A 21,463-nucleotide genomic window follows, 5' to 3' on the forward strand; every position below is an offset into this window, starting at 1 on the left:
TCTGAGGTTTTCCGGTTGTTTAATCCTGTGTGAAAATGGTAATATTGAAGAGCAAGAACTTTTTAAGAGCAAGCACTCGTTGAAAGGAAGAAATAAACAATGAAAGTTAGCCAATTATTGAATCCGACCTTGCGGGAAGTGCCTGCAGAAGCCGAAGTGATCAGTCACCAGCTCATGCTGAGAGCCGGATTTATCCGCAAAGCTGCAGCCGGGATTTATACATATCTTCCTCTGGGACTCAGAGTCATTAAAAAGATCGAGCAAATCGTGCGCGAAGAGATGGATGCCAAAGGCGGACAGGAAGTCATGCTGCCGATTGTCCAGCCGGCTGAACTGTGGAAAGAAACCGGACGCTGGGATGTCTATGGTCCGGAGATGTTCCGATTAAAAGACAGGCATGACCGGGAATTCTGTCTCGGACCCACGCATGAAGAAGTCATCACCGACCTGGTCAGAAGTGAAGTCCGTTCCTACAAACAGCTACCGCTCCTTCTGTACCAGATTCAAAACAAATACCGTGATGAAAGAAGACCACGTTTCGGACTGATGCGCGGCCGGGAATTTATCATGAAGGACTTGTATTCTTTTGACAGGGATCAGGAAAGTTTACGGGAAAGTTACCGCAAGATGTATGAGGCTTATGAACGGATTTTTACGCGCTGTGGACTGACTTTCCGTGCTGTCGAGGCAGATGCCGGTGCCATTGGCGGAACAGGCGGAACCCATGAATTTATGGTGCTGGCCGAATCCGGAGAGGCTGCGGTGGTATTCTGTCCAGATTGCGATTATGCTGCCAATGTCGAGAAAGCTGAATGTCTGCCGCATCCAGACACTGATCAGGATATTCTGGCAGGCCGGACAGGTGAGGTTCATACCCCCAATATCAAAACGATTGACCAGCTAGCCGATTTCTTAAAAATCAACAAGTCTTCTCTGATAAAAACGCTTTTGTATAAAGGTGACGACCGTTTTATACTTGTCCTGGTTAGGGGAGACCGGGAAGTCAATGAAATCAAGGTCAATAATATGCTCGGACCGTTCCTGAACCTCAGAATGGCTGACCCGGAGGAAGTCCGGGAGGTTTTCAACTGCGAGCACGGGTTCATCGGGCCGGTTGGACTTAAGGATGTCTATGTTGCCGCAGACCTTGAAGTAGCTGAGATGAAACAGGGAGTCTGCGGAGCCAATAAAAAAGATTATCACCTGCTCGGTGTTGCTTGCGGAAAGGATTTTATTCCTGCTGTAATAGCAGACCTCAGAATGGTAACGCCGGGTGAACCCTGCCCGAAATGCCAGCGATCGCTCCAGGAAGCCCGTGGGATTGAAGTCGGGCAAGTCTTCAATCTTGGTACGAAATACAGTCAGGCCCTTCAGGCAACCTACCTCGACGATACAGGTAAGGAAAAGGTCTGCTATATGGGTTGCTATGGGATAGGCGTCAGCAGAACAATGGCTGCCGCCATTGAGCAGAATTATGATGAGAACGGAATTATCTGGCCAATGCCGATTGCCCCGTATCATTGTATTATTGTCCCGGTTTCCTTAAAGGACGAAAATGTCGTTGCCACTGCTGAACGGCTTTATGAAGAATTAAAAGCCCTCGGAATCGAGACAGTATACGATGATAGGGACGAACGTCCCGGCGTAAAATTCAAGGATGCGGATCTCGTCGGATATCCTCTAAGACTGACAATCGGCGCTAAAGCACTCGCCGAAGGTAAAGTTGAACTGTACAACAGAAGCACCCGGCAAGTTGAGCTGATTGAAGCGGACCGCGTTTGCAGTCTTGTAACAGAAATCATCAAAGAAGCCTGTCGTGCCTAGAGTAGTACACGAATTTTAATATTAGGGCAAGTCTGTGGGATAATGACTTTGGGCCAGTTTGCGGGCCACAATACCGCTTTCGGCCGTTGCGTCTTCCTTGACGCAAAAGGCCGCGCTTCGCCATCCAGGCTCCGCTTGTCGCGGAACTGTGGCCCGCAAACTAATCTTAGGGTTATTCAAGCAAGTCTGCATGTCAGAATGTAGATTATTCTTGAGAATTTATTAAAAGAAAAGAACAGAACAGTGTACTCGTTATACTTCTCAAAGTTACATGCTTAATTTAAGCAAACATTATAATCTTATTATCCAAAGATTCAGTCTGTGTGCCACAATTCCAGCGTCAAGCGGAGCATGGAGTGCGAAGCGCGGCCTTTTGTGTCATGGATGACACAACGGCCGAAAGCGGATTTGTGGCATACAGACCAACCCCAAATAAGTTACATCGTAATATGCAGTGATGTGAATTGCGTTTGGATACAGAGGAGGCATTCATTGGTGTCAACTGCGGCGGTCAAACTGGTAGCAACACCATTTTATCAGGAATTACCAAGTGATGTCAGCATGAGGCTGGATACTTTTCTAAATTACATACTGCTGGAGAGGGTGGAGATTGTTCCTGAACAAAGAAAGTGGATACTCCATCTTTCTTTATCCTGTCCGGTCCAGGAAGAAATTCTGGGCCTTTTAACTGAATCCTTAAAGAAAAGATTAAATAGTGGGAACGAAAATAACGGAATCACGATTGAGATAAAAACAAAAATGTCTCCCGATGTTACCCTAGAGCTGCTTTGTCAAGAACATTGGCTGCAAATCATCCAGGATATTCACGAGAAGGTGCCTTCCCTTAAGGTCTGGCTGAATGCTTCCGTAAAATATGAGGTTGTTAAAAACAGACTGACCTTTTTCGTTCCGAGTATGATGGCAATGGAATATTGTCAGCTGAAACAGGATAGTCTGGAAAGCTTCTTTCGGCAGAAATATGGTCTGGAGGCAAGGATTTTCTGGGAAATTGAAGAGACTGCCGCCGAAGAAGAAATCTATTTTGACGCGGAAAAAGAAGAGCAAAAGTATGTAGAGGAAATCCTGTCCAAAAAGCCTGAGGAGAAAAAAGAGAAGAAAGAGCAGAATGCTGTTTTGCTTGGCAGAGAGATAAAGGGTACGCCGGCTCCGTTAGCCGATATTCATGACGAGGAGAAACAGGTCATTGTGGAGGGTGAGGTCTGTGAAACAGAAATCAGACTATTAAAAAGCGGACGTCAATTATTGTCGTTCGGTTTGACAGACAAGACAAACTCAATAGGCTGCAAACTGTTCTTTGACGAAGGAAAAAAACCTCTGGAAATCAATAAAGGTGACTGGCTCAGAGTGAAAGGGTCTGTGCAGTTCGATCGGTATACGACCGAGCTGACGTTGATGCCAAGGGATATGATGACTGTTTCGAAGACGTCCAAGCCGGATCTTGCGGAAGAGAAACGGGTTGAACTGCATCTGCACACCAAGCATTCGGAAATGGATGGTGTTTCATCGATCCAAAACATGGTGAAGCGAGCCGGTGAATGGGGACATACCGCGATTGCTGTAACAGACCACGGGGTCGTCCAGGCTTTTCCGGATGCGGCTGAAGCCGGAAAAAAGTACGGTGTCAAAATCATCTATGGCATGGAAGGCTATTTGGTCGAGGATGCCGGAACGAATCCGGTCGAGTTGAGCCGCAGCCGTTCTTTCCATATCATTATTTTGGCCAAGGATTATACCGGCTTAAAAAATCTGTATAAACTTGTTACCGCTTCCCATATGGAGTATTTTTACAGACGTCCCCGTATTCCGCGTTCGCTGCTTGATGCCCACAGGGAAGGTTTGATCCTTGGTTCGGCCTGCGAATCAGGAGAACTGATGCGGGCAATCTTGCAAAAGAAAGATGCGGCAGAAATCAAAAAAATTGCTTCGTATTACGATTATCTGGAAATCCAGCCGCTGGGGAACAATCGGTTTATGCTGAAAAACGGTGAGGTTTCCAGCGAACAAGAATTGATCGATATGAACCGGCACATTGTCTCTCTTAGCAAGGAACTTGGTATTCCTGTCGCGGCTACCTGTGACGTCCATTTTCTTGATAAGGAAGATGAAGTTTACCGAAGAATTTTGATGGCCGGGAAAGGCTTTGCCGATGCTGATGAGCAGGCTCCGCTGTATTTCAGGTCAACGGATGAAATGCTCAAGGAATTTGCTTATCTTGATGAAGAGGATGCCTATCGGGCGGTAGTCGCAACACCGAGAATGATTGCCGAACAGGTCGCTGAAATCAAACCGTTTCCGGACGACTTTTTCGAACCGAAGATTGAAGGTGCTGCCGATAAAATCCGGGATATGACGATGACCAGAGCGTATGAGCTGTACGGCAATCCTTTGCCGGAAATGGTTCAGAAAACCTTAAATAAGGAACTGGATTCCATCATCGGCAACGGTTTTGCCGTATTGTATCTGATTGCGCATCTGCTCGTAAAAAGATCGAACGAGGATGGTTATCTGGTCGGATCAAGGGGTTCCGTCGGTTCATCGCTCGTCGCAACTTTTACCGGCATCACGGAGGTCAATCCGCTTCCGCCGCACTATCGTTGTGCTAACCCGGAGTGTCTTTATTCAGAGTTTGTGACGGACGGAATCGCCGGAGCAGGTGTGGATCTGCCGGATAAAATATGTCCGCAGTGCGGCAGGGAACTGGTCAAAGACGGACATGACATTCCGTTTGAAACCTTCCTAGGCTTTAAGGGAGACAAGGTTCCTGATATCGATCTAAATTTCTCGGGAGAATATCAGCCCAGAGCTATGAAATACACCGAGGAGATATTTGGCAAGGAAAATGTTTTCCGGGCCGGAACGATTTCCACGATTGCTGAAAAAACTGCCTATGGTTTTGTGAAGAATTACCTTGAGGAAAGAAAGGTCAAATATAACCAGACAGAACTGAACCGGCTGGTCAGCGGTTGTACGGGGGTAAAAAGAACGACAGGACAGCACCCGGGAGGATTAATGGTCATCCCGAAAGAATGCGATGTTTTTGATTTTACCCCGCTGCAAAGACCGGCCAACGACACCTCTTCAGATATTATTACGACCCATTTCGACTACCATTCCATCTCCGGGCGTTTAACCAAACTGGACCTGCTCGGTCATGACGATCCGACGTCGATTAAAATGCTAGAGGACTTGACAGGGCTTGATGCGAAGAAAATCCGGCTTGATGACACGCAAACCCTCTCACTCTTTTCGAGTACGGATGCGCTTGACGTGACTGCGGAGGAAATCGGGTCCACGACCGGAACACTTGGCATCCCGGAATTTGGTACAAAATTTGTAAGACAGATGCTGGAAGACACCAAACCTTCAAGCTTTTCCCATCTGGTCAGAATATCCGGACTTTCCCATGGTACGAATGTCTGGGTTGGCAATGCCCAGGACCTTGTCTTAAACGGTACAGCTGACATCTCCAACATTATTGCCTGCCGTGACGATATTATGATCTATTTGATTCAGATGGGACTTAATTCCAGCCATGCTTTTAAAATTATGGAGTCGGTCCGTAAGGGCAAAGGACTCAAAGATGAAGATATTGAGGCCATGAAAAAACAAAACGTTCCGGATTGGTATATTGACTCTTGTCAGAAGATCAGCTATATGTTTCCGAAGGCCCATGCTGTAGCTTATGTGACAATGGCTTTCAGGATCGCTTGGTTTAAGATCAATTATCCTGAAGCGTTTTATGCAACATTTTTTACCGTCAGGGCAGATGAGTTTGATGCGGAACTGATCTGCAGCGGTGTGAAAAAGTGCCGGGAGGCTATCAAAGAAATTGCCGCCAAAGGCAACAATGCAACGGCTAAGGACAAGAACCTGCAGACGATCCTTGAGATTGTGGTGGAAATGTACTGCCGGAAGATTAAGCTGCGCAAGGTTAACCTGTGGGAATCGGATGCGGTACGTTTTCAGGTAACGCCTGATGGGCTCCTGCCGCCACTGTCATCCCTGCAGGGAGTCGGTGAAACGGCTGCGGCGAGTTTGGTCAAACTCAGGGAACATGGAACGATCAAATCTGTCGAAGATATCCAGGCCCGATCCAACGGAAAAATCAGCAAAACCGTCATTGAAACGCTTCAGCAGCACGGGTGTCTGGAAGGGCTGCCCGACAAAAATCAGCTGAGTTTGTTTTAAACTGGACATTAGGAATATTGCAGACGGAAACAGTATATGATATAGTAAAAGCAGGAATTTTATTCTAAGCAGATTTTTGGTTCAGAGTGGGGATTACCCACTCTTTCATTTGGTATGATGAAAAAATAAAAAATGCTTAACTCTAAAAGGAGTATACGATGAGCAATTCTATTCTAAACAAAGTTAGAAGTTTGGCAGAACCACTCGTAATGGAGCTGGGACTGGAATTCGTCGATGTCGAGTATGTTAAGGAAGGTGCTTACTGGTATCTGCGATTATATATTGATAAGGAAGGCGGAGTAGAGATTGACGACTGTGCCGAGGTAAGCCATCGAATTAATGAGGTTCTGGATAAAGAAAACCCGATCCCCCAGGCCTATATGCTGGAAGTCTCTTCTCCCGGAATTGAGAGACCGCTTAAAAAGAGAGAAGATTATATCAAATATACAGGAAAGCTTGTCAGTATTAATACGACAGAAGTGTTTGAGGGATACAACCGCTTTACCGGAAATTTAAAAGGATTGGCTGATGACCAGGTTATCCTAGAATATGAGGGGCGGGAGATTGCCATTCCTTTGTCGCTAATTGAAAAGGCCCATCTTACTTTTGAGTTTTAAAATGATTTTAAGGAGGGATTCAGACAGATGAACATGGAGTTCATTGAGGCAATTCACGAATTAGAAAAAGAAAAAGGTATTTCGACAGAGATATTGTTTGAAGCGATTGAAGCTGCTCTGATATCGGCATATAAAAAGAACTTTTCCTCTTTACAGAATGTAAGGATCCATATAGACCGCTTGAATGGAGAAATTAAAGTATATGCCCGCAAAAACGTTGTGGAAATTGCGGATGATCCACGCACCCAAATATCATTAGAAGAAGCTAAAAAAATTGACCCGAACTATTCAACTGAAGATATTGTTGAATTTGAAGTCACCCCGCGTGACTTTGGCCGCATCGCAGCGCAGACTGCCAAGCAGGTTGTTGTCCAAAGAATACGCGAGGCTGAACGCGGATTGATATACGATGAATATATTAATCGCGAGGGAGATATTGTCACCGGTATTGTCCAACGCTATGAACAGCGTAACGTCATTGTGGATCTTGGCAAGGTGGAGGCCGTACTGCCTGCCTCAGAGCAGAATCCCGGAGTAAACTACCAGCCTTTTGAAAGAATCAAGGCCTATGTTGTTGAAGTGAAGAAAACGACCAAAGGCCCCCAAATTTTGCTTTCCCGCACCCATCCAGGACTGATCAAACGATTGTTTGAGCTGGAAGTTCCGGAGATTCACGATGGAATTGTAGAAATCAAAGCAGTTGCAAGGGAAGCAGGTGCACGCTCCAAAATTGCAGTTTACTCGAAAGACAAAAACGTTGATCCGGTCGGAGCGTGTGTTGGACCGAAGGGCAGCAGGGTACAGAATATCGTGAATGAACTGAAAGGCGAAAAAATGGACATCATCAACTGGTCGGCTGATCCGATTGATTTTGTCTCCAATGCGCTTTCCCCGGCCAGAGTCCTGGGCGTTTATCCGCGGTATGAAGACAAGGTGACGTTGGTGGTCGTGCCGGACTATCAATTATCACTCGCTATCGGGAAAGAAGGACAGAACGCCAGACTGGCCGCAAAGCTGACCGGCTGGAAAATCGATATTAAGAACGAAACGCAGGCGCTCGCTCAGAATTTGATCCCGGAAGACGGCTATCAGGATGAAGAGTATGAGAGTGAATACTATGAACAGGCGTATGAACCCTATGAAGAAGGAGAATATACAGATTATGAAGACGAACCCTACGGCGATTATGTAGAAGGCGAGTATGAAGAATCTGAAGAAGAATATCAGGAATATGATGAAGGCTATCAGGACTACACAGAAGAAGGATACGATGAATATGATGACGGGAGTTATCAGGAGGACGAGGACAGCCAATACTACGATGAATACGATGAATCTGCAGAATATGACGGCGATGAAAATGCCCGAAATGAAGACAGTGATGCTGATGTTTCTTATTCAGAATTAGAATCACCTGCTGATGAAGCTTCCCAAGCAGATGAACAGCAGGAAGCAGAGAAACCCAAGAAAAAGGCCAAGTCTTCAAGCAAGAAAAAATAGGCTTCAGTGACCAAAAGTAATTCCTGAAAGGTGAGAAAATGAAGGTACGAAAAATCCCTCTGCGCATGTGTCTTGGCTGCCAGGAAATGAAACCAAAAAAAGAATTATTGAGAATCGTAAAAACACCTGAGGGAGTATTGGAATTTGATCCTTCTTCCAAGAAAAATGGGCGTGGAGCTTACCTTTGCCAGTGTCCAGATTGTCTGATAAAAGCTCTGAAACAAAACCGTTTTGAAAAAACTTTTGGCATCAAACCGACCAAAGAGATGCTGGCCGAAATTGAAAGGCAGATGAATTCTTCTTGACACCAAAAATATTATCATTGCTTGGAATGGCAAGGAGAGCCGGGAAAATTTCTTCCGGAGAATCACAGGTTGAAGCGTTCTTAAAAAAACAAAAGGGCTCGTTATTGATTATTGCAGAAGATTCACCGGGCTCTATCACCAAGTACACGCAATGGGCCGATGATCTTCATATTCCAGTTATGATCTGCAGCACGAAACAAGAACTCGGGACGGCTGTCGGATTATCACCAAGAGCACTTATACTGATTATGGATGACGGTTTCGCCAAAGCAATCATCAGGTTGGGGGACACACCTGAAAATGAGCGGGTTTAAAAGTTTTTATGTCCCCAGTAAGAGATAAGGAGTTGAAAGGTTATATTTCTATTTTCGTTTTTGGGGGGTGACAATGTGACCAATATTCGAGTTCACGAACTGGCTAAAGAATTGAATATATCCAGCAAGGCTTTAATGGAAAAGTTTAATGATATTGGGATACCAGTGAAAAACCACTTAAGTGCGGTATCCACGGAGGAAGTTGAAAAAGTTAAAAAAGCGCTGACCAAGATAGGCGAATCACAGCAAAAAGAAGCAAGCAAGCCGGTTAAGGCTGCCGGGGCTGAGGAAAAAGTCCCTGCCAGAAAAAGGACCGAAGAAGATATTCCCCCGGAAAGCTTCAGAGATGCAGAAGGTCACAAAAGAAGTCAGGGTCAAAGACCGCCAGGCGAGATGAGACCGCAAGGTCAAAGACCGCCAGGTGAGATGAGACCGCAGGGTCAAAGTAACCCACGAGCACACTGCAGGCCGCCACTCACACCGCCACCTGACAACACACCGCAGGGTCAAAGACCGCCAGGTGAGATGAGACCGCAGGGTCAAAGACCGCCAGGCGAGATGAGACCGCCGGGTCAAAGACCACCAGGTGAGATGAGACCGCAGGGTCAAAGACCGCCAGGTGAGATGAGACCGCAGGGCCAAAGACCGCCGGGTGAATTCAGACCGCCGGGTCAAAGACCACCAGGTGAATTCAGACCGCAGGGTCAAAGACCGCCAGGTGAATTCAGACCGCAGGGCCAAAGACCGCCAGGTGAATTCAGACCGCAGGGTCAAAGACCACCGGGTGAATTCAGACCGCAGGGTCAAAGACCGCCGGGTGAATTCAGACCACAGGGTCAAAGACCACCGGGACCAAGACCGCCGATGAGCGGAGACCGGCCGTATGCGCCGAGACCGCAGGGCGATTTTCGTCCATCACAGCGTCCTGCAGGTGATGACCGGAGACCGCAGGGCGGCGGACGTCCGTTCTCCGACACCGGAAGAAGACCTTCCCAGGGACAGCGTCCGGGAGCAGATAAAAAAGCCCCTCAAACTCAGAGGATCAAGATCGAAGGAAAATCCGTTGAGCTTACTGTCGCCGAGCAGCCGGTAAAACGCCAGCCACCGGAGAAAAAGAAAGCCCACGAGAATAAAGAGTTTTTATTTGATAAACGGCGCAATGATGAAAAAGATTTTTCTTCCATCTTAAGAAAAAATGACCGGAGTCAACCAAACCGGAACCAACTCAATAAGATGGTTAAAGAAGTGGTTCCCAAGCATATTATTATTCCTGAGTCCTTGTCAGTTCAGGAACTGGCGCTCAGAATGAGCCGCAAAGCCGGAGAAGTCATCAAGGAATTAATGAAGCTTGGTGTTATGGCGACCATCAATCAGGAAATTGATGCTGATACAGCAACGATTGTCGCTACTGAAATGGGCATGACGCTTGAGGTTAGAGCCGAAAAATCCATGGCAGTCATTGAGGAAGTAGAAGATGATGCGTCCACGCTCAAATTCCGTCCTCCGGTTGTCACGGTCATGGGCCACGTCGACCACGGAAAAACATCTTTGCTCGATGCGATTCGTTCCGCCAATGTCACCGCATCCGAAGCTGGCGGGATTACGCAGCATATCGGTGCTTATCAGGTAGAAATTAAAAATCAAAAAATTACTTTCCTGGATACTCCTGGTCACGAGGCTTTTACAGCCATGAGAGCGAGAGGGGCCCAGGTCACAGATATTGCCATACTGGTTGTTGCTGCGGATGATGGTGTCATGCCCCAGACCGTGGAAGCGATCAACCATGCCAAAGCGGCCAATGTACCCATCATTGTTGCTATCAATAAAATTGATAAAGAAAATGCCAATCCGGACCGTGTCAAACAGGAATTGACTGAGTACGGCTTAGTTGTTGAAGAATGGGGCGGGGATACGATCACGGTACCGGTCTCAGCCAAAGCTAGACTCAACATTGACACTCTGCTGGAAATGGTCCTGCTTGTTGCAGAGATGAAAGATCTGAAAGCTAATCCGAACCGGAAGGCAACCGGAACCGTTATTGAAGCGAAGCTCGATAAAGGCAAGGGGCCTGTAGCAACTGTCCTGGTATCCAAAGGTACGCTGAATATCGGTGACATTATTGTTGCCGGGCATTCTTTTGGTAGGATCAGGGGGATGGTTGACGACAAAGGCCGCAGAGTAAAAAAAGCGGGACCTTCCATGCCTGTGGAGGTTCAGGGATTGTCTGAAGTTCCGCCGGCGGGAGAAATCTTCAACGTTGTTAACGATGAGAAACTCGCCCGCAGCGTTACCGAAGCCAGAATGGATGAGAAAAAAGCGGAAGAAGTTAAACAAAAATCCAGGATTAGCCTTGATGATCTTTTCGATAAGATCAAAGAAGGCGAAGTCAAAGATTTGAATATCATTATTAAAGCTGACGTTCAGGGCTCTGTCGAAGCTATTAAGCAGTCTCTGGCCAAGCTGACGACCTCGGAAGTACGTGTAAACATCATTCACGGCGGAGTCGGTGCGATCAGTGAATCTGACGTGATGCTCGCTGCTGCTTCCAATGCGATCATTATTGGCTTTAATGTCAGACATGATTCCAACACAAAATCGACAGCAGAACTCCAGGGTGTGGACATCAGGATGTACAGAGTCATCTATGATGCGATTGATGACATTAAGGCAGCGATGGAGGGCCTGCTCGAACCTACCTTCAAGGAAGTCATACAGGGTAAAGCGGAAGTCCGTCAGATTTTCAAGGTGCCAAAGGCTGGAACTGTTGCTGGAAGCTATATAACCGACGGCAAGATTCATCGGTCGGATAAGATCAGGGTAATCAGAGATGGAATTGTCGTTCACGAGGGAGACCTGGAATCTCTGAGACGTTTCAAGGATGATGCCAAGGAAGTTGCGGAAGGATACGAATGCGGGATTGGCTTAAAGAACTTCAATGATCTTAAAGAAGGAGATATCTTGGAAGCCTTTACGATGGAGGAAGTTAAAAGAGAGCTCTAGACCAGCATTGGAGGTTTTCTGAATGGCTAAACACAGGGCTTTTCGCCTGGCAGAATCGATCAAAGCAGAAGTGGCACAGATGATCCGGGAGGATATCAAAGATCCGCGGCTTGGATTCGTGACCGTCACGGATGTGGAGGTAGCTGACGATTTGCGGCATGCCAAAATATTCGTCAGCGTATTGGGAACAGAAGAAGAAATGAAAAGCAGTTTGGATGTTTTAAATAAAGCATCCGGATATCTGCGCAGCGAACTGGGTAAAATCATCAGCCTGCGCTATTTTCCCGAGATCACTTTCAAGTATGATCAGTCTATTGAACATGGCGCCCATATTTCCAAGCTGCTTCGTGAGGTTGGCGCGAAAGGTGAATCCAGCGATGGACAAGACGACGAATAAGGTGATCTCAGAACTGGCTAAAAAATTGGATACAATCTCCGAGGCTGCACTGCTTACGCATATATCCCCGGATGGGGACTGCATTGGTTCAATGCTTGCTTTGGGGATTGCCTTAGAAAGTCTGAACAAAAAAATATGTTATTATAATCCTGGGTTTCTGCCGGTAAATTTGAAGTTTCTTCCGGGTGTGGACAAGATATGTTCTGTTCTGCCTCCAGAAGAGTTTCCAGAAACCCTTATTTTTATTGACTGCGCTGAAGCGGAAAGGGCGTACAGCGGTCTTTGCCCGGAGTTCCTTCAGGGGAAAACGGTGATTAACATTGATCATCATATTTCCAATAACGGTTTTGGTACGGTTAATTGGATTGACGCCGGTGCAGCCGCCACAGGTGAAATGATTTTTCACCTGCTGGGTGAAATGGGAGTTTCCATGACCAAGGAAATTGCAGAGAATCTCTATACTGCGATTATCACGGATACAGGCAGGTTCAGCTACAGCAATACCACAGTCGAAAGCTTCAGGATTGCTGCGGAATTACTCAAAACAGGCCTTGATCTTGTTCAGATCAACAATATACTGTTTGAACAGAAAAGCCTGGCTCAGACCAAACTGCTGCAAAAAGCGCTGACGAACCTGGAACTTCATCAGCAGGGAACGATGGCTGTCATTGTTCTGACCAGAGAAGACTTTGAAGAAACAGGTGCAGATGAGAGCTTGAGTGAAGGCTTGGTGAACTATGCACGCAATATCGAAAAGGTGGAAGCTGCTGCGCTGTTAAAAGAAATTGCCCCAGATGAAATCAAAGTCAGTTTCCGGTCCAATACCTGGCTTGATGTAAATCAAGTTGCGAGCCGGTTCGGCGGAGGCGGACACCGGCGGGCATCAGGCTGTTCTATTAATGGAACAATGGGTCAAGCCAGGCAAATGATTGTATCCGCACTTGAGGAGGCCCTGAACGTTGGACGGGATCATTAATGTTTTAAAACCTGTTGGAATGACCTCCACAGACGTTGTTAGGTGGCTGCTTCGAAAAACAAAAGCCGGCAAGGCAGGCCATATTGGGACGCTGGATCCCGGAGCTGCCGGGGTGCTTCCGATTTGCCTTGGCAAGGCAACGCGGCTGGCAGAATACCACAGTGACCAGGGGAAAAGTTATAGAGCTGAGATTACACTCGGAATCACGACAGATACGCAGGATGCTTTCGGACAGGAACTATCGAGGATTGTTCCTATAGTATCACGAGCGCAATTTGCAAATAAACTGGAGAATTTTCTTGGTGTCATTGAACAGGAACCGCCCATGTATTCCGCTGTCAGAAAGAATGGCAGGCATCTGTACGAATATGCCCGCCAGGGGATCGATGTTGCAAGAGAAAAAAGACAGGTTGAGATCAAGCGGCTGGATCTGGTGGAATGGCATGAAGAGACGTTTCCAAGAGTTCTATTTGATGTGGAATGCTCCAAAGGAACGTATATACGCACTTTATGTCACGATATTGGCGCTGCCCTGGGCTGCGGTGCACATATGTCCTTTTTGCTCAGATTAAGCGCAGGCAAGTTTACGCTGGATTCCACCTACACACTGGAAGAGATTGACCAGGCGCTTGCCGACGGCGATGAACACATGCTCCTGGCTCCGGAATGGGGACTCACACTGCCAAAGGCAAGTATACCGGCCTATCGGCTTGCCGCTTTCCGAAACGGGCTTTCTACCGGAGGGGATCTTGTTGATGCTGAAGTGTACGGGGAACAGCTTCCTGTTCAGGTATTTTGTGAGGGACGTTTTATTGGCATAGGGAATTGGGAAAACGGATGTTTATGCCCCAATAAGGTGATGGGTTAGCAAAGGTTAAAGAGGTACTAGGGGGTAAAGGTTTTTGGAAGTTTGCACTTTGATTCCGGGACACAAATTTGAGCCGACTGTGCTTGCTCTGGGGAATTTTGACGGTATACACCTCGGACATCAGGAGCTGTTGAAGCACGGCTTGGAGAAAGCACGTTCACTGAAGACATTGTTTTCAGTTTTGCTTTTTGATCCCCATCCACTGAAAGTACTTCATCCAGATAGAAAACTGGAATTGATTACCGGCAAGGATGAGAAAATCATGCTATTTGAAAAATTTGGCGTAGACAAAGTGTTCTTATTGCCTTTCTCTCCGAAATTTGCCGAGACAACACCACAGGAATTCGTTGAAAATATTCTGCTGAAGATCGGAGCCGTTCATGTTACCGTTGGCTTCAACTACTCCTTCGGCTGTCATGGCAAAGGAAAACCTGGCGACCTCGAAAAGTTTGGTGAAACTTATAATTTTGGGGTAAGTGTTGTCCAAGCCCAGATGCTTGACGACAGAGTGATCTCTTCGACCGAAATCAGACGTGCACTTCTGAACGGGGATATCGATCTGGCCAAGGCGATGATGGGACGTGCACCTACGATTATCGGAACGGTGGTTCACGGTGACGGGCGGGGTAGGGATATTGGATTTCCGACAGCCAACATAGAGACGCATGAGGACTTGCTAATCCCGAAAAATGGTGTGTATGCTGTTACTGCAAAAATTGACGGCAGGATCTACGGCGGGATAATGAACATCGGGATTGTACCGACCTTTAAAACCGGCCAGGAGAAGACCATTGAGATTCATTTTTTTGATTTTCACGGAGATTTATATCGGAAGGACTTATTTATAGATATTCAGGTCAGACTGCGCGCTGAGAAAAAATTCAGCGGAGTCAAGGAAATCACAGAGCAACTCGGCAAAGACATGGAAGCGGCAAAACAAAAGCTGCAAAAACAAAACTTTACAATATTTATGGAATAAGTTAAAATGACAAAGGTAACCGCTGACTGGGTTCGACGAATCTCCACCGTCTTACTTGGCAGCAGGCGCTTAAAAAATATGGAGGTGCAGAACCAATGCTTACACCGGAGAAAAAGAAGGATATCATTGCGAAGTTTCAGCAGCATGAAGGAGACACAGGTTCACCCGAGGTTCAGATCGCTCTTCTCACTACAAGAATCAATGAGTTGACAGAACACTTCAAGACCCATAAGAAAGATCATCATTCCCGCCGGGGTCTTTTCAAATTGATTGGACAACGCCGTGCAATGCTGAACTACCTCAAGAAATCCGATTTTAACCGTTACCGCACAGTAGTAACAGAACTTGGCTTACGTCACTAAAAACCATCGAAAATATTTTGGTTATTCAATTTATATGTCGATATTTACAGGAGCGTGTTCAGCGCTCTTTGTATTTATGTATTAGGGTATTTATCTTAAGAAAAATTGTCCGGATTGTTTTTTTTGTTCGGGTGCAGGAAATAATAAATAATATGTCGAACACATTCCGGATATAAAAAATTGTGAATAAAAGAAGCGTATTTAAGGAGGTTTCCAAAGTGACTCAAGAAGTCTTGGAACGCTCGCTACAGGTTGGAGGCAGAAACCTGTCGTTTGAAACCGGTATCATAGGTCGTCAAGCCGGTGGGGCAATTTATGCCAGATATGGAGACACAGTCATATCTGCATTTGCAACGACCAGTTCTAAACCACGGGAAGGGATCGACTTTTTTCCTTTGACTGTTGATTTGGAAGAACGTTTTTATGCCGTAGGAAAGATTCCCGGTGGATTCATTAAAAGAGAAGGCAGACCTAGTGAGAAGTCCATATTGTCGTCAAGACTGATAGACAGACCGGTCCGTCCGCTTTTCCCGGACGGTTACCGCAACGATGTACAGATCAGTGCGATGGTCATGTCCGTCGATCAGGACTGTGCACCAGACGTAACGGCTATCAACGCAGTTTCGGCTGCGCTCACGATTTCCGATATTCCTTTTCTGGGGCCTATTGCCGCCGTGGTTGTCGGGCTTGTCGATGGCGAGTTTGTCGTTAACCCGACGGTAGCCCAGACGGAAATCAGCAAAATGCAGCTGACTGTTGCTGGAACCAAAGATGCGATTATGATGGTCGAGGCTGGTGCCAAGGAAGTTCCCGAGGATCAGATGCTTGAAGCGATCATGTTTGCGCACGAAGAAATTAAAAAGATAGCAGAATTTATTGAGAGATACAGGGAAGCAGCCCTGGAAGTGGGACTTGCCAAAGCCAAAAGAGAAGTCACTCCGGTCGAGATCCCTGCGGAAATATCCGACAAGGTCCTGGCCTGGGGTTATGATAAGCTCGATCAGGCTATCCGTATTGAAGAAAAACTGGCCCGCCAGGAAGCTGTCGACAAGGTCAAAGCAGATGCGCTCGAAGTTTTTGCCGAGGAATTTCCTGAGGATTTAAAATTAGTTACGAAAATATTGGATGACCTGACCCATAAAATTGTCCGTAAGCTGATTACCCACGAACATATCAGACCTGACGGCCGTGCTTTGGATGAGATCAGGCCGATTACGATTGAAGTCGGACGTCTGCCTAGAACACACGGTACCGGTCTGTTTACGCGCGGACAGACACAGGTACTCACGGTTGCGACATTAGGAGCTGCCGGTGATGAGCAGATCATCGACGGTTTGGGATTGGAAGATTCCAAACGTTATATGCATCATTATAATTTCCCGGCCTTCAGTGTCGGCGAAGTCCGTCCGAACAGGGGACCGGGCAGACGTGAGATTGGTCACGGCGCTTTAGCAGAACGTGCCTTGCTGCCGATGATTCCTCCGGAAAGTGAATTCCCGTATACGCTGCGTCTGGTTTCCGAAGTATTGGAGTCCAACGGGTCGAGCTCCATGGCTTCCGTCTGCGGCAGCACACTCGCGTTGATGGATGCAGGGGTTCCGATTAAGGCTCCGGTAGCTGGGATTGCGATGGGACTGATCAAAGAAGAAGACCATTTTGCGATTCTTACCGATATTCAGGGTTTGGAAGACCACGACGGTGATATGGACTTTAAAGTAGCCGGTACTGCCGAGGGCATTACAGCACTGCAGATGGATATCAAGATCAAAGGCGTCAACCGTGAAATTCTCGCTCAGGCTCTGGCTCAGGCCAAGGCCGGCAGGATGTTCATCCTAGATAAAATGCTGCAGGTCCTGCCACAGTCCAGACCGAATCTCTCGCCGTTTGCACCGCGGATTATTACCTTTGCCATTCATCCTGATAAAATCAGAGATGTCATCGGACCAGGCGGCAAGATCATTAAGAAGATCGTGGAAGAAACCAAGGTCAAAATTGATATCGAAGATGACGGACAGGTATTTATTGCTGCGGTTGATGGTGAAGCCGGAGACAAGGCAGCTGAGATTATTCGCTCTTTAACGCAGGACATTGAAGTCGGGAAGATCTACAAAGGCAAAGTTGTCCGGATCATGGATTTTGGTGCCTTTGTCGAAGTCATTCCAGGTGTGCTTGGACTTCCGGGAAAAGACGGTCTTGTGCATATCTCCCAGCTCGATGTGAACCGCGTGAACAAAGTAGAAGATGTCGTCAAACTCGGCGACGAGATCATCGTCAAGGCTACCGGTATTGACAAGCAGGGCAGACTGAACTTGTCCCGTAAAGAAGCAATGGGACAGAGCCAGGGAGCAAAAGAATAAGGAATTTTTGCGAGTTTAAGCCTGCAATCATTAATTAATGGAGCTAACTAAACTCAGCTCACAGAAGGCGTCTCATATAATTGAGGCGTCTTTTTTCTATTCTTGGGCAGTGTAGCCTTGCACAGATATGTTTGGAGAATACGCGAGACGTTAAATATGGCATCGCATCCATACTCTAATACGTTATGGCACTTGAAATTAGTGTCTCCGTAATGCATAACCAGCGTCAAGCGGAGCACGATGCGGAGTGCGGCTTTTTGACGGCCATGGATGGCCTAATGTCGTGATGCCATGGATGGCAAGGAGCGACGGGCCATGGATGGCACAATAGCCGAAAGCGGTTATGCATTATGGAGATCCGCCTCAAATAAGTATTTAATAGCCGATATAGAATGACGTCTGTATTACTTCTCATCGTCATATTAATGTAGGGGAGGGGATGCAGATGTCATTTTTTCCTCTGACAAAAATTAAATTTAAAGCAATTACCCTGCTGGTTGTATTTATCGGTCTAACCTTGATGCAAAGCCGGGTCGTTGGAGTCAGCAACCCGAATTTGCCTGTTCCGGTCGATCAGGTTCAGACAGATAATAAAATGATTGCGCTTACCATTAATGTCGACTGGGGGGAAGCGTATATCCCGGAAATACTGGATACCCTTGACCGTTATCAGGCCAAGGCAACTTTTTTTGTGACGGGCAAATGGGCCGCCAAACATCCCGAACTCATTCAGCAGATTGCAGCAAAAGGCCATTTGCTTGGGAATCACGGTTATTCCCATTCGCATCCGGACAACATGACTGTGGTTCAAAATAAAGAGGAGTTAAGCAAGACGGAAAACATAATTAAAGAAGCGACCGGGTGCAAAACAATATACTATGCCCCTCCATATGGGGAAAAAGGAAAAAACGGACTTCAGGCAGCAGATGAGCTGGGCTATACGACCATTCTCTGGACGCTGGATACCATTGACTGGAAGCCGGAGAGCACTCCGGAACTGATCACCCAGAGAATTTTGGAACCTAAAATACGATATGGCGTAAAACCGGAGAAAAAGGGTGCGATTGTGCTGATGCATCCCAAGGAAAATACCGTCAAAGCGTTACCCAATATCTTAGCCGGTTTAAAAAGTGAAGGATTCAGTTTTGTAACAATAGAAAAATTAATAACAAACGGATTAACAGGAAATACTACTCCTTAAGCAAAATGAAGGGGTGGTACAATTGAAAAAAAAATTCTTGGGCATAATTCTGAGTCTGCTGACCATGATACTGACAGCAGGCAGTCCTCTATATGCCCAAAATACCAGGTTATCCGGAGAAATGATCGTAGAGACGTCCAATTTATCCAGCGGAAAGTGGACGCTTCCATATGTAACAGCGCATTCGGCAGTGCTGCTTGATGCGGAAACAGGAGAGCTGCTATATGACAGAGATGGGAATGTCCAACGGCCGCCCGCCAGCACCACCAAGATTATGACTGCAATCCTGGCTCTGGAGCTGACAGAACCTGAGGAGATAACCACGGTCAGTGAGAAAGCCGGCAATGTTGGGGAATCTTCTATCTATCTGGACAAGGGAGACAAGATTAAGATTGGAGAATTGCTGGAAGGGGCGCTCTTAAGCTCCGGCAATGATGCGTGTGTCGCGCTCGCTGAAAATACCGCGGGAAGCCAGGATGAGTTCATACGACTGATGAATCAGAAAGCAGCCTCGTTGGGCGCTTATCGCACAAATTTTGTCAATCCAAACGGTCTGCCCGATCCAAATCATTATTCCACGGCGTTTGACCTGGCCATCATCACCAGATATGCGATGAATAACCCTCAATTTGCCGAAATCGTAAGCCAAAAATATTCAGTTATTAACTTTGAGGAACCGCGTAAGTCTCAAAATGCCAAAAACACCAATAAACTTCTGTGGAACTACCCTTTGGCGGATGGTGTAAAAACGGGAACGACCAATGCAGCCGGGAAATGCCTGGTGGCGTCAGCCAGTAAAGACGGGCGGAGACTGATCTGCGTTGTACTGAATGCCCCGGATCGTTTCGGAGATGCCCGAAGACTTTTGCAATGGGGCTTTGATTATACCGAAATCATTGAAATCGGGAAAAAAGGGGACGTTGCAGGTAACTTCCCGATTTCAGATACGGAAATTCCGCTGGTTCTAAGCAAAGATATCCGGCTCTGTCTTGAAAAAGACACGATCAAAGGCCTTAAAATGCAGATAAACCGAAGGACGGAGATTGACTATCCAATTAAAGAAGGAGACATTCTGGGTCATTATCAAATTTATGCAGGGGACAAGCTTCTTAAAGAAGTACCGCTCCTGGCACAGCATGATGGGGAAAACCCGGACAATCTTCCCGGAAGAGTCCGAATCTTTGTGGACGATTTACTGGATTTCTTTGCTAAGAAAGGATAAACTAAATAGAGCGTTATCAAAGTGCTTAAGGAGGAAGATCATTGCATCGAAAACACGTATTGCCTAACGGGGTTCGAATCATCACCGAAGAGATCGATTATGTCCGTTCCGTGGCAATTGGGATCTGGGTCGGAACAGGATCTCGCAACGAAACGGAAGGGTATGAAGGTATTTCTCATTTCATTGAACATATGTTTTTCAAAGGAACCGGAAAACGGAGCGCCCGTCAGCTCGCAGAATCTCTGGAAGCAGTCGGCGGCCAGATTAATGCGTTTACGACCAAGGAGCTTACCTGTTATTATGCCAAAGTGCTCGATGAGGACCTCTCACTGGCGATTGATGTCTTAAGTGATATGTTTTTTAACTCTCTCTTTGATCCAAAGGAGATGGATAAAGAAAAAAATGTTGTCATTGAAGAAATTAAAATGTATCAGGATTCTCCGGATGAGCTGATCCATGATCTCTTTTCCCAGTATGTCTGGCATAAAGACCCGCTGGGCAAACCCATCCTTGGTATGGAAGAAACCATTCACGATTTAAGCAGCGAAAAGGTTTCCCATTACCTGGAGACACGCTATACACCGGACCAGGTCGTCATTGCGGTAGCCGGAAAGATTAAGCATGAGGATATCATCCGCCAGCTGGCCATGTTCGGTGAATTCCAGAGACAAAGAACAGATTCCATCAAGGAAAACCCTCAAGGGACGACCTTTAGAAAAGCGATAGGCAAGGATACCGAGCAGATGCACCTGATCGTGGGGGTGCCGGGGCTCGGACAGGATCATGAGGATATCTATGTGATGCACGTGATCAACAGCATCCTAGGTGGAGGGCTTAGTTCACGCCTTTTTCAGGAAATCAGGGAACAGAGAGGCCTGGCTTATTCCGTCTATTCCTATCACTCCACCTATGTTGATACTGGTCTGTTTGCGGTTTATGCAGGCACAAGCCCCGGGAATACGGATGAAGTCATCAAATGCGTCCTCGATGAATTGAATAAATTAAAAAGAGAAGGATTAACTGAAGAGGAGCTCATGAAAACAAAAGCCCAGATCAAGGGCAACCTTTATCTGGGACTGGAATCTGTCAGCAGCAGAATGAGCAGACTCGGTAAAACAGAGCTGTCTTTTGGCGAAGTAAAAACACCGGAAGACGCAGTTGAGAAACTGGAAAAGGTCACCACGGGCGATGTCACGAGAGTGATGGAGCGTCTCTGGCAGAAAGACAAAATCAGCATCCTCACGTTGGGACAAAAGGATTATCATACAGATTTTGACAGGATGATTGAGGAAGCTTTTGCGGAAATATGATGCAATAAAGGCAAAGAAAAAT

Annotated in this window: 16 protein-coding genes; all 16 read left to right on the forward strand. The window is 46.7% G+C overall.

Annotation, left to right across the window (positions count from 1 at the left end):
- The first annotated feature begins 99 nt into the window (after positions 1-99).
- The 16 genes from AAH944_RS04900 to AAH944_RS04975 all read left to right on the forward strand — a co-directional run bounded on the left by AAH944_RS04900 (position 100) and on the right by AAH944_RS04975 (position 21,441).
- Positions 100-1,824, forward strand: coding sequence for a proline--tRNA ligase (locus tag AAH944_RS04900; RefSeq protein WP_415536993.1), 1,725 nt, complete (start codon positions 100-102; stop codon positions 1,822-1,824).
- 495 nt (positions 1,825-2,319) lie between these two features.
- Positions 2,320-6,033, forward strand: a complete 3,714-nt coding sequence (locus AAH944_RS04905; protein WP_415536995.1) for a PolC-type DNA polymerase III — start codon at positions 2,320-2,322, stop codon at positions 6,031-6,033.
- A gap of 158 nt (positions 6,034-6,191) precedes the next feature.
- Positions 6,192-6,650 carry a ribosome maturation factor RimP gene (gene rimP, locus AAH944_RS04910; protein WP_415536997.1) on the forward strand — a complete coding sequence of 153 codons (459 nt, stop codon included), beginning with the start codon at positions 6,192-6,194 and terminating at the stop codon, positions 6,648-6,650.
- A gap of 27 nt (positions 6,651-6,677) precedes the next feature.
- Entirely contained in the window at positions 6,678-8,150 is a 1,473-nt protein-coding gene (nusA, locus tag AAH944_RS04915; protein WP_415536999.1) for a transcription termination factor NusA, read from the forward strand.
- A gap of 38 nt (positions 8,151-8,188) precedes the next feature.
- On the forward strand, positions 8,189-8,455 hold the full coding sequence (gene rnpM, locus AAH944_RS04920) for an RNase P modulator RnpM (RefSeq protein ID WP_015044123.1): 267 nt from the start codon (positions 8,189-8,191) through the stop codon (positions 8,453-8,455).
- A complete protein-coding gene (locus AAH944_RS04925) occupies positions 8,452-8,769 on the forward strand; it encodes a L7Ae/L30e/S12e/Gadd45 family ribosomal protein (protein ID WP_015044122.1) in 318 nt (105 codons plus the stop codon). Before rnpM ends, AAH944_RS04925 begins: the two co-directional genes overlap by 4 nt.
- A 135-nt stretch (positions 8,770-8,904) precedes the next feature.
- Positions 8,905-11,769, forward strand: coding sequence for a translation initiation factor IF-2 (infB, locus tag AAH944_RS04930; protein WP_415537780.1), 2,865 nt, complete (start codon positions 8,905-8,907; stop codon positions 11,767-11,769).
- Between the two features lie 22 nt (positions 11,770-11,791).
- Positions 11,792-12,166 (forward strand): 30S ribosome-binding factor RbfA, encoded by a 375-nt coding sequence (gene rbfA / locus AAH944_RS04935; RefSeq protein WP_015044118.1) that lies wholly within the window; start codon positions 11,792-11,794, stop codon positions 12,164-12,166.
- On the forward strand, positions 12,147-13,142 hold the full coding sequence (locus AAH944_RS04940) for a DHH family phosphoesterase (protein ID WP_415537002.1): 996 nt from the start codon (positions 12,147-12,149) through the stop codon (positions 13,140-13,142). Before rbfA ends, AAH944_RS04940 begins: the two co-directional genes overlap by 20 nt.
- Positions 13,126-14,010 carry a tRNA pseudouridine(55) synthase TruB gene (gene truB, locus AAH944_RS04945; RefSeq protein ID WP_415537004.1) on the forward strand — a complete coding sequence of 295 codons (885 nt, stop codon included), beginning with the start codon at positions 13,126-13,128 and terminating at the stop codon, positions 14,008-14,010. Before AAH944_RS04940 ends, truB begins: the two co-directional genes overlap by 17 nt.
- 34 nt (positions 14,011-14,044) lie before the next feature.
- A complete protein-coding gene (locus AAH944_RS04950; RefSeq protein ID WP_415537006.1) occupies positions 14,045-14,989 on the forward strand; it encodes a bifunctional riboflavin kinase/FAD synthetase in 945 nt (314 codons plus the stop codon).
- A gap of 95 nt (positions 14,990-15,084) precedes the next feature.
- Positions 15,085-15,351, forward strand: a complete 267-nt coding sequence (gene rpsO / locus AAH944_RS04955) for a 30S ribosomal protein S15 (RefSeq protein ID WP_019226874.1) — start codon at positions 15,085-15,087, stop codon at positions 15,349-15,351.
- 218 nt (positions 15,352-15,569) lie between these two features.
- Positions 15,570-17,708 (forward strand): polyribonucleotide nucleotidyltransferase, encoded by a 2,139-nt coding sequence (locus AAH944_RS04960; protein ID WP_415537008.1) that lies wholly within the window; start codon positions 15,570-15,572, stop codon positions 17,706-17,708.
- 445 nt (positions 17,709-18,153) lie between these two features.
- Positions 18,154-18,909: a polysaccharide deacetylase family protein gene (locus AAH944_RS04965; RefSeq protein ID WP_415537010.1), complete on the forward strand. Its 756-nt coding sequence runs from the start codon at positions 18,154-18,156 to the stop codon at positions 18,907-18,909.
- Positions 18,910-18,931: 22 nt separating this feature from the next.
- A complete protein-coding gene (locus tag AAH944_RS04970; protein WP_415537012.1) occupies positions 18,932-20,131 on the forward strand; it encodes a D-alanyl-D-alanine carboxypeptidase family protein in 1,200 nt (399 codons plus the stop codon).
- A 41-nt stretch (positions 20,132-20,172) separates the two neighbouring features.
- Entirely contained in the window at positions 20,173-21,441 is a 1,269-nt protein-coding gene (locus AAH944_RS04975; protein ID WP_415537014.1) for a M16 family metallopeptidase, read from the forward strand.
- Positions 21,442-21,463 lie beyond the last annotated feature (22 nt).

The organism is Dehalobacter sp. CP (assembly GCF_047652685.1).
GTDB lineage: Bacteria > Bacillota > Desulfitobacteriia > Desulfitobacteriales > Syntrophobotulaceae > Dehalobacter.

Bases quoted from the DNA above. Each gene is read 5' to 3' on its own strand.
- AAH944_RS04940 (WP_415537002.1), top strand. From the start codon at position 12,147: ATGGACAAGACGACGAATAAGGTGATCTCAGAACTGGCTAAAAAATTG.
- AAH944_RS04900 (WP_415536993.1), top strand. From the start codon at position 100: ATGAAAGTTAGCCAATTATTGAATCCGACCTTGCGGGAAGTGCCTGCA.
- rpsO (WP_019226874.1), top strand. From the start codon at position 15,085: ATGCTTACACCGGAGAAAAAGAAGGATATCATTGCGAAGTTTCAGCAG.
- rnpM (WP_015044123.1), top strand. From the start codon at position 8,189: ATGAAGGTACGAAAAATCCCTCTGCGCATGTGTCTTGGCTGCCAGGAA.
- nusA (WP_415536999.1), top strand. From the start codon at position 6,678: ATGAACATGGAGTTCATTGAGGCAATTCACGAATTAGAAAAAGAAAAA.
- AAH944_RS04965 (WP_415537010.1), top strand. From the start codon at position 18,154: ATGTCATTTTTTCCTCTGACAAAAATTAAATTTAAAGCAATTACCCTG.
- infB (WP_415537780.1), top strand. From the start codon at position 8,905: ATGGAAAAGTTTAATGATATTGGGATACCAGTGAAAAACCACTTAAGT.
- rimP (WP_415536997.1), top strand. From the start codon at position 6,192: ATGAGCAATTCTATTCTAAACAAAGTTAGAAGTTTGGCAGAACCACTC.
- rbfA (WP_015044118.1), top strand. From the start codon at position 11,792: ATGGCTAAACACAGGGCTTTTCGCCTGGCAGAATCGATCAAAGCAGAA.